This window comes from Actinoplanes sp. NPDC051633 (assembly GCF_040681735.1).
GTDB lineage: Bacteria > Actinomycetota > Actinomycetes > Mycobacteriales > Micromonosporaceae > Actinoplanes.
Genome location: NZ_JBFAZH010000290.1, coordinates 1 through 7,604 on the forward strand (window position 1 = coordinate 1; position 7,604 = coordinate 7,604).

General features: G+C 70.8%; 6 protein-coding genes. 4 read left to right on the plus strand and 2 right to left on the minus strand.

Annotated features, from left to right (window positions below; all coding sequences use genetic code 11):
* A partial coding sequence (locus AB0M20_RS17930) for a M23 family metallopeptidase (RefSeq protein WP_364299400.1) occupies positions 1-755 on the plus strand: 755 nt, incomplete at its 5' end.
* 1 nt (position 756) lies between these two features.
* On the opposite strand, the gene pcrA is transcribed toward AB0M20_RS17930, so the two are convergent.
* On the minus strand, positions 757-3,168 hold the full coding sequence (gene pcrA / locus AB0M20_RS17935) for a DNA helicase PcrA (protein ID WP_364299402.1): 2,412 nt from the start codon (positions 3,166-3,168) through the stop codon (positions 757-759).
* A gap of 160 nt (positions 3,169-3,328) precedes the next feature.
* On the opposite strand from pcrA, the gene AB0M20_RS17940 reads away from it, so the two are divergent.
* Positions 3,329-5,134, plus strand: coding sequence for a bifunctional metallophosphatase/5'-nucleotidase (locus tag AB0M20_RS17940; protein WP_364299404.1), 1,806 nt, complete (start codon positions 3,329-3,331; stop codon positions 5,132-5,134).
* A gap of 218 nt (positions 5,135-5,352) precedes the next feature.
* Positions 5,353-5,643, plus strand: coding sequence for a chorismate mutase (locus tag AB0M20_RS17945; RefSeq protein WP_364299406.1), 291 nt, complete (start codon positions 5,353-5,355; stop codon positions 5,641-5,643).
* On the opposite strand, the gene AB0M20_RS17950 is transcribed toward AB0M20_RS17945, so the two are convergent.
* The gene (locus AB0M20_RS17950; protein ID WP_364299408.1) at positions 5,640-6,038 is read right to left on the minus strand and encodes a VOC family protein; all 399 of its coding nucleotides are present in this window, start codon (positions 6,036-6,038) and stop codon (positions 5,640-5,642) included. The two genes, AB0M20_RS17945 and AB0M20_RS17950, sit on opposite strands and share 4 nt — an antisense overlap.
* A gap of 195 nt (positions 6,039-6,233) precedes the next feature.
* Between AB0M20_RS17950 and AB0M20_RS17955 the strand changes: the two genes are divergently transcribed.
* Positions 6,234-7,604 (plus strand): PAS domain S-box protein (locus AB0M20_RS17955; protein ID WP_364299410.1); only part of this gene is annotated, 1,371 nt, incomplete at its 3' end.

A 7,604-nucleotide genomic window follows, 5' to 3' on the forward strand; every position in this document is an offset into this window, starting at 1 on the left:
CGGTCCCGGCGGCGCTCGGCAACTCGGCTGCCCTCGATGACCCGGCCGCCCCTGGTGATTTGGCCGCCCCTGGTGACCCGGCGGTCCCCGCGGCTCAGCCGCATGCCCTGGCCCCGACCGCGGGCGACCCGATCGCCGAGCACACCGCCATCGCGGCGGCGGCCCTGGTCGACGACGGCCCGGCCGACCAGGACGCCGGCCCGTCCTCGGTCACTCCGCCGCCGGCTCGCGCCTTCGCCAAGGCGGCCCGCAAGGTGCGTCCGGTGCCCGTCGCGCAGTGGGTGAACCCCATGCCCGAGGGGTCGGTGACCTCCTGCTTCGGCCCGCGCTGGGGACGCCTGCACGCGGGCGTCGACCTGGCGGCGCCGCAGGGCACCCCGATCCGCGCGGCCGGCGCCGGCGTCGTCGTCGCGGCCGGTGCGGAGGGCGGGTACGGCAACGCGGTGCTCATCGACCACGGCCACGGGTACCTCACCCACTACGGCCACATGCTGGCCTTCGGCGTCGTCGCGGGCCAGCACGTCAAGGTCGGCGAGACGATCGGGCTGGAGGGGTCGACCGGCCACTCGACCGGGCCGCACCTGCACTTCGAGGTGCACGAGGGCTCGTACAAGAACCCGATCGAGCCGACCGCCTGGATGCACGCGCACGGCGTGGACATCCCGGGCTGCAGCGCCGACGCCGAGCCCTCGGACGACCACGACCACGACCACACCGTCCACAGCCCCGTCGCCACCGACCGGGCCAAGGGCTGAGTCAGATCTTCTCGATCGGGGCGTGCCGCAGGATCAGCCACATCACCTGGTCGCCGAAGTCGATCTGGGCGCGGGCACCCGGCCCGTGCCCCTCGACGGTGACCACCCGGCCGAGGCCGTAGCGCTGGTGGTTGACCCGGTCGCCGGCCACCACCTTGGGCGTCTGCGGCAGCTCACTGGCGGTGGCCAGCTTGCTGCCGTCGATGCCGAGCCGGTCGGCGAGGCGCTGCGCCTTGGGCGTACCGCCGGCGAAGCCTCCGCCGCGCCCACGATCGCCCCCGCCCCGGCCACCCACGCCGCCGCCGGTGCCGGACCACGACGTGTACGAGCTCCCGGTGCGCTCCCAGCGCACCAACTCGGACGGCAACTCGTCGGTGAAGCGGGACGGCGGGTTGTACTGCGGCTGGCCCCACGCCGACCGGGTCACCGCCCGGGACAGGTAGAGCCGCTGGCGGGCGCGGGTGATCCCGACATAGGCCAGCCGGCGCTCCTCCTCCAGCTCGGTGTTGTCGCTCATCGCCCGCATGTGCGGGAAGACGCCGTCCTCCAGCCCGGTCAGGAACACCACCGGGAACTCCAGGCCCTTGGCCGTGTGCAGGGTCATCAGAGTGACCACGCCCTGGTGCTCGGGGTCGTCGGAGGGCACCTGATCGGCGTCCGCCACCAGCGACACCTGCTCGAGGAAGCCGGCCAGCGTCGCGCCCGGAGCTCCCTCGTCCTCGGCCTGCGCCTCGACCCGCTCGGTGTACTCCCGCGCCACGCTGACCAGCTCCTGGAGGTTCTCCACCCGGCCCTGGTCCTGCGGGTCGATGCTCTCCTCCAGCTCGGCGAGCATGCCGGAGCGTTGCAGGACCGCCTCGAGGATCTCCTCCGGTGGCGAGGTGGCGGACAGCTCGCGCAGCTCGTCGAGCATCGAGATGAAGTCGAGGATGCTGTTCACCGCCCGGGACGAGATGCCCGGCGCCTCCTTGGCCCGGCGCAGCGCCTGCCCGAACGAGATCCGCTCCCGCGACGACAACGCCTCCACGCACGCCTCGGCCCGCTCGCCGATGCCGCGCCGCGGAGTGTTCAGCACCCGGCGGATGCTCACCACGTCGTCGTCGTTGGCGATCGCCCGCAGATAGCCGAGCGCGTCGCGGACCTCCTTGCGCTCGTAGAAGCGCACGCCACCGACCACCTTGTACGGCAACCCGACCCGGATGAACACCTCCTCGAACACCCGGGACTGGTTGTTGGTGCGGTAGAAGACGGCCACGTCGCCGGGCCGCACCTGCTCGCGGTCGCCGAGCCGATCGATCTCGCGGGCCACCCAGTCGGCCTCGGCGTGCTCGGTGTCCGCGACGTAGCCGACGATCTGCTCACCGGCGCCCTGGTCGCTCCACAGCCGTTTCGGCTTGCGGGAGGAGTTGCGGTCGATCACCGCGTTGGCCGCGGACAGGATGGTCTGCGTCGAGCGGTAGTTCTGCTCCAGCAGAATCGTGCGCGCGTCCGGATAGTCGCGCTCGAACTCCAGGATGTTGCGGATCGTCGCGCCGCGGAACGCGTAGATCGACTGGTCCGCGTCGCCGACCACACACAGCTCCCCGGGCGGCGGGTCGCCGCCGCCCGGGCCGACCAGCTCCTTGACCAGCATGTACTGCGCGTGGTTGGTGTCCTGGTACTCATCCACCAGCACGTGCCGGAACCGCCGCCGGTACGCCTCGGCCACATGCGGATGGGACTGCAGCAGGTGCACGGTGGACATGATGATGTCGTCGAAGTCCAGCGCGTGCGCCTCCTTGAGGCGGCGCTGGTACAACACATAGGCCTCGGCGACCGCCCGCTCGTGCGGCCCCTTGGCCTTGTCGGCGAACTCCTCGGGCTCGACCAGCTCGTTCTTCAGGTTCGACACCTGGGCGGCCAGCCCGCGCGGCGGATAGCGCTTGGGGTCGAGGTCGAGCTCGCGGGCGACGAGCTGCATCAGCCGCCGTGAGTCGTCGGCGTCGTAGATGGAGAACGTGCTCTTGAGCCCGGCGTGATCGTGCTCGGCGCGCAGGATCCGCACACACGCGGAGTGGAAGGTCGACACCCACATCAGCCGGGCGCGCGGGCCGACCAGGGCGGCCACCCGCTCCTTCATCTCCGCCGCGGCCTTGTTGGTGAAGGTGATCGCGATGATCTCGCCCGGGTGCACGTTGCGCTCACCCAGCAGATACGCGATCCGGTGCGTGAGCACACGAGTCTTGCCCGACCCGGCGCCGGCCACGATCAGCAGCGGCGACCCGGAGTGGGTGACGGCGTCGCGCTGAGGGCCGTTCAGCCCCTCGAGCAGAGCGGCAGCGTCGAACCGGCGCGCGGGCTTGCGCGCGGGCGGATCCGCTTTGACGGGCGGCGCGCTGAAGGGCAACTGGGGGTTTTCCGGGAGGGCTCGCATGACGGCGTGAAGTCTATGCCGCCCCTACGACATCTTCGGCGGGCTGTGGACAGCGCGCCGCCGCTACCAACCTGTCACCCGGAAGTAGTAGCGCTGACCAGCGTCAATACACGAGAGTAGGTCCGTCGTACTCCGAAACCCGATCGGGAGACCACATACCATGCGCCTGCGTAACCTCGCCGCGCCTGCCCTCGCCCTGGCCGTCATCGCCGCCTTACCGCTCGCTCGTCCCGCCGCCGAAACACCGGCGCAGGAGCGGGCCGGCCTGACTCCGGTCAGCGTCAGCTACAGCCACCCCGCCACCACCGTCAAGGGGCAGTTCCTCAGTTACAACGACTTCCACGGCGCGCTCGACGCGCCCGCCGGCAGCGGCGCCGCCGTCAACGGCACGCCGGCCGGCGGCGGCGAGTTCCTGGCCACCTGGCTCAAGCGGCTGCGCGCCGAGGGCACGGCAGAGGGCCGCCCCACGACCACCGTCGGCGCCGGCGACCTGATCGGCGCCAGCCCACTGGTCAGCGCCGCGTTCCACGACGAGCCGACGATCGAGCTGATGAACGAGATCGGGCTGCAGATCAGCTCGGTCGGCAACCACGAGTTCGACGAGGGCGTCGCCGAGCTGCTCCGCATCCAGCGCGGCGGCTGCCACCCGACCGACGGCTGCCAGGACGGCGACGGCTACGGCGGGGCGAAGTTCCACTACCTCGCCGCGAACACGATCAGCAAGAAGACCGGGCTGCCGATCCTGCCCCCGATCGACATCAAGTTCATCGGCGGCGTACCCGTCGGTTTCGTGGGCCTGACCCTCGAAGGGACGCCCGGCATCGTGAACCCGGCCGGGATCGCGAGCGTCACCTTCGCCGATGAGGTCCAGACCGCGAACAAGTGGGGCAACCTGCTCAAGCTGCTCGGCGTGAAGGCGCAGGTGCTGCTGGTGCACGAGGGCGGCGCGCAGGCCAACACCGCCGATCCGAGTGCCTGCAACGGTTTCACCGGGCCGATCGTGCCCATCGTGGCCGGCCTCAACCCGGAGTTCGGCCTGGTGGTCTCGGGTCACACGCACCGGTTCTACTCGTGCAAGCTGCCCAACCGCTCCGGCGCGCAGAGCGTGGTGACCAGCGCGGGCACCAACGGTCAGCTGATCACCGACATCGACTACACCTTGGACAAGCGGACGCGTAAGTTCGCCGAGATCAGTGCGCGCAACGTGATCGTGGAGAACGGCGTGCGCAACCCGGACGGCACCTGGCAGGTCGGCCCGGGCGGCGTGTTCGTCAAGAACCCGGCGCTGATCGACGCCGCGGCCAAGAGGGTGATCGACAAGTACCGCACCGCCGTCGCCCCGATCGCCAACCGGGTGGTGGGCGCGATCACCGCGGACATCGTGCGGGACGCACGGCCCAGCGGCGAGAGCCCGCTGGGTGACGTGATCGCGGATGCCCAGCTCGCGTACACCAGGAGCGCCGGCGCGCAGATCGCGCTGATGAACCCGGGCGGCATCCGGGCCTCGCTGGCCTATGCGTCCAGCGGCGCCGAGGCGCCGGGTGCGGTCACCTACGGCGAGGCGTTCACCGTGCAGCCGTTCAACAACCTGGTGGTCACGCAGACGTTCACCGGCGCGCAGATCAAGGAGGTGCTGGAGCAGCAGTTCGCCGGGTACGCCGGGCAGAGCACCACGAAGATCCTGCAGGTGTCGGCGGGCTTCACGTACACCTACAGCGCCTCCGCCCCGCTGGGCTCGCGGGTCAGCAACATCGCCCTGAACGGCACGCCGATCGACCCCGCGGCCAGTTACCAGGTCACCACGAACGACTTCCTGGCCAACGGCGGTGACGGATTCACCAACCTCAGTCAGGGCACCGGCCGGGTCACCGCGCCGGGCTTCGACGTGGACGCCCTCACCGCCTATCTGGGTGCCGGCGCGCCGGTCGCCCCGGGCCCGGCCAACCGCATCACGGCCGTCGCCTGACGTCCCAGGTTTCGGGCGGTTTCCTTGCGGAGCCGCCCGAGGCCGGGGCATACTCACGACGTGATCCAGCAGACGCGATTTTTTTACTACGGCACCGGCAGTCCGGCGACCGTAGGACGCGTCTGAACGACAGACCTACACCAAGCCCCGGGCTGAACGGCCCGGGGCTTGATGCTGCCGGGGCCGGCCCGCCCGAGTCCGCACCCGAGGAGCAGGACATGAACGCCGACGTGATCGACCAGCCGACCGGCGCAGGCGCCGAGGGCGCAGCCGACGAGATCCGGGGGATCCGCGAGCGGATCGACGAGATCGACCAGCAGATCATCGACCTCTGGCTGGAACGGGCCCGCCTCTCCCAGCAGGTCGGCCGCACCCGCATGGCCTCCGGCGGCACCCGCCTGGTGCTTTCCCGTGAGCGCGAGATCGTCGAGCGCTTCCGCGAGGCCCTGGGCGCCGACGGCACCCAGGTGGCCCTGATGATCCTGCGCGCCGGCCGCGGGCCGCTCTAGCCGGCGGGTCGGGCGACCTTCGCAACGATCTCGACCAGATTGCCGTCGGGATCGGCGAGGAGGGCGCTGCGGTTGCTGTTTCCCGCGTCGTGCGGCGGATTGAGCGCCGGGACGCCGGCCGACGTCAGACGCTCGTAAGCCGCATCCACGTCGTCCGTCCACAGCACCAGCACGCCGGCCGGGGCGCCGGGGGTCGCGTCGACACCGTGGACGCGCTTGGCCGCCTCGACCGTGCCCAGCGCGACGGTGGAGCCGCCCACCCGGAACTCGACGTGCTCGGGCGTGCCCTCGCAGGGCGTCCGGAACGTCTCCTCGAGGCCGAGCAGGTCGCGGTAGAACCGGATCCCCGCCTCGATGTCGTTGGTGTAGAGATTGATCAGCGCATCGACGAACACCCGGCCAGGCTAGCGGAGGCCGACGCAGTCGTGGTGCCGGTCATCCACGGCTGGTAGGCCACCGAATTGCCCCTCGGCCTCTGCCTGCCCGACTTCCCGCCGATAGGGAGTAGTGGAGCGCCGACTACGGGGATGGGTGACGGTATGCGCCGCTGGCGATGGCTGCAGATGCCTACGGGACCCATGCTCGCCCAGGTGCGTCTGTTGTTTCTGGTGTTCTGCCTGATCTGGGCGATCATCGGGCTCGCCGGTATCCAGGCGGAGGATCGCCTGTCCTGGGCCGTTCCGGCTCTGGCCGTCGTGATCGTGGAGGCCTCGCTGTTCCGCGGTTACCGGCGCGGGCGGTTCTCCTGGCTGAACTGGATCGTCGAGGCGCCGTGCGTGGCCGTCGTGGCGGCCGCCTCCGGCTACGGCATCACCATCGGGCTGCTCTTCGTCTGGATCAACTTCAGGGCCCTGTACGGGAGTCTCAAAGACCAACTGGTCGGTGCGTCCGCCATCGTCGTGATCCTGGGCACCGGAGTCACGTTCGCCGAGGTGCCCTTGGCGAACGCCGTGTCTCTGGCCGTGACGGCGATGATCGGGTTGGCCATCAACTTCAGCCTGGCGCAGGGCATCCGCGCGCGGGACCGGGCGGCCGCACGAGAGAGCGTGGTCGCGGCCGCCGGTGCCGCCTTCGCCGCCGTGACCGACCGGCAGGAGGCGGCTCAGGCGGCGGCGGCGGCCGCTGCACGCCTGGACGAGGACATCAGCGGTGCGTTGGTGACCACGATCGCTTCCGGGTCCGCACGCGTGATCGGGCATGCCGGCGCGGCCGGTCCGGAGGTGCTGGGCTGCTCGATGGACCTCGAGGAGCTCGGTGCCGGGGTAAGGGACGCGTTGCGGCCCGGGGGGTCGGCCCTGATCGCCGGTGACGCCGCCACACGGTTCACGACGCTGGTCGGCATGCCGCCGCAGAATCGGCTGCTGGTCGTTCCGCTCGCCGTGCACGGGCAGGTCTTCGGTCTCCTCGTGGCGACGTTCCGCCGGCGAGCCGTGGACGACCTCACGGCCGCCCTGACGACCCTGGCCGACGAGGCGGCCCTGACCCTCGACCAGTTGCTGAGCCGGTCCCGGCTCAGCATCGTGGTGGAGAACTCCCCCGATGCGCTCATCCTGGCCGGGGAGCAGGGCGTGATCCGCTTCGCCAATCCAGCCACCGCACGGCTTCTCGGCTGCGATGCGGACGCACTGGTCGGCAGCGACCTGCGGCGTCTCCTCCATCCCGACGACGCAAGCGTCGTGCTCGCGCCCGAGTCCGTCGGCGCTCGCCCGTGCCGGCTTCGCGGACACGACGACCGGCCGTGGACCGAGTTCGAGGTGTTGGTCGAGTATGTGGTCGAGCACGACGGCTCCCGGAGCCTCATCCTCAACGCCCGTGACATCTCCGAGCGGCAGCGGCTGGAGCTCGAGCTGCGGCATGCGCAGAAGCTGGAGTCGGTTGGCCGGCTCGCGTCCGGTGTCGCGCATGAGATCAACACGCCGATCCAGTTCGTCTCCGACAACACCCGTTTCATCCAGGAGTCG